The sequence below is a fragment of the Chamaesiphon sp. VAR_48_metabat_135_sub genome, from assembly GCF_031418915.1.
Classification (GTDB): domain Bacteria; phylum Cyanobacteriota; class Cyanobacteriia; order Cyanobacteriales; family Chamaesiphonaceae; genus Chamaesiphon.
In genome coordinates this window covers 1-1,581 of the sequence record NZ_JANOJV010000302.1, presented here as the reverse complement: position 1 = coordinate 1,581, position 1,581 = coordinate 1, and the positions used below count along the sequence as shown (strand labels likewise).

Below are 1,581 nucleotides of genomic sequence, written 5' to 3'. Positions count from 1 at the left end.
TATACTCTAAACGGTTAGGATATGGACTTTCTAGAATTACCCCATATCCCCGACTTCTTGAGAGAAGTCGGGGATATGACTTCTAGCCAATCGATTCGCAAAGTCTAATCTTTAGCCGTTTGCAGTATAGTCTCCTCATCTCTACTCTCTGCAAAATCATTCCAGATTCAGTAGATCGCAAAGAGCCGAAAAAAGGGTAGAGTCTGGCTAGACAAAAGACAAAAATAGCCATGACTACAACCCCAACTTCATTATCCCTGACCCCAGCATTAACCTATCTGCTGGCAATTATTCACGATCAATTTAATCAAAGTCGAGCTTAGGTATACCCATATTTCTTAATGAACCAAGTTTTGACAAATTGAGTTAGCACACAATAGCAAGTCAGGATGCCAGCTAACCAGAGAAAGTAAACGGCTGGTAACGGTACAAATCCCAAACTAGATGCTAGTGGGGAAAACGGTAGATACATCCCGATACACATCACAGTCGCGGTAATCAGCAGCATCGGTAGAGAAGCTCGACTCTGGAAAAAAGGCACCTTTGCCGTCCGAATAACGTGAACGATGAGGGTTTGAGTCATCAGACTTTCGACAAACCAACCTGTTTGAAATAATGCTTGATTTTCTACAGTTGTAGCCCCAAATACAAACCACATTAGAGCATAAGTACAGTAGTCAAAAATAGAGCTAATTGGGCCGATAAAAATCATAAATCTGCGAATATTTTCGATCTTCCACTTTGGCGGCTTGAGTAAATCTTCTTTGTCCACATTATCGAAGGGAATGCCTGTTTGCGAAAAATCGTAGAGGAGATTATTAATTAGAATCTGGACTGGTTGCATTGGTAAAAATGGCAAGATTGCACTCGCACCCAAAACACTAAACATATTACCAAAATTAGAGCTAGTACCCATCCTGATGTACTTAACTATATTTGAAAAAGTCTGGCGACCGATAACAACACCAGATTCTAGGACTAATAAGTTTTTTTCAAGTAGAATAATATCTGCTGATTCTTTGGCAACATCGGCAGCCGTATCGACTGAAATTCCGACATCTGCCTCTCGTAAGGCAGCCGCATCATTAATGCCATCACCCATATAGCCAACGATATTACCTGCTTTGCGTAATACCTGAATCACTTTGGCTTTTTGGGTAGGTGAGAACTTAGCAAAAATAGTGGTGGTTGCAGCAACTTCGGCTAACTTATCATCGGCTAAAGAATCAATATCGCTACCCAATAAAACATTTTGAACGGGTAAACCTACATCTCGACAGATTTTCTGCGTAATAATCTCATTGTCTCCTGTTAAAATCTTGACATCGACTCCATTGCGCTTGAGAGCTTTAAGTGCTTGAGCGGCGGAATCTTTAGGTGGATCGAGAAAGGCAATATTACCTAATAAAATCAGATCGCTTTCATCTGCGATCACACAATGAGACTGCTCTATTGGAATTGTTTTATAGGCTACTGCAATCACCCGTAACCCGTCAGAATTGAGCTTTTCTTGTAAATCGGCAACCCTAGTATGAACTGAGTCATCGATCGGCAGAATCTTGTCATCGACTTTAAGTTGAG

At 40.9% G+C, this 1,581-nt stretch carries 1 protein-coding gene; it reads right to left on the bottom strand.

The annotated features are described in order from the left end of the window. Positions 1-319: 319 nt before the first annotated feature. Positions 320-1,581: magnesium-translocating P-type ATPase (mgtA, locus tag RMO55_RS20740; protein ID WP_310429882.1), on the bottom strand; the 1,262-nt coding region annotated here is incomplete at its 5' end.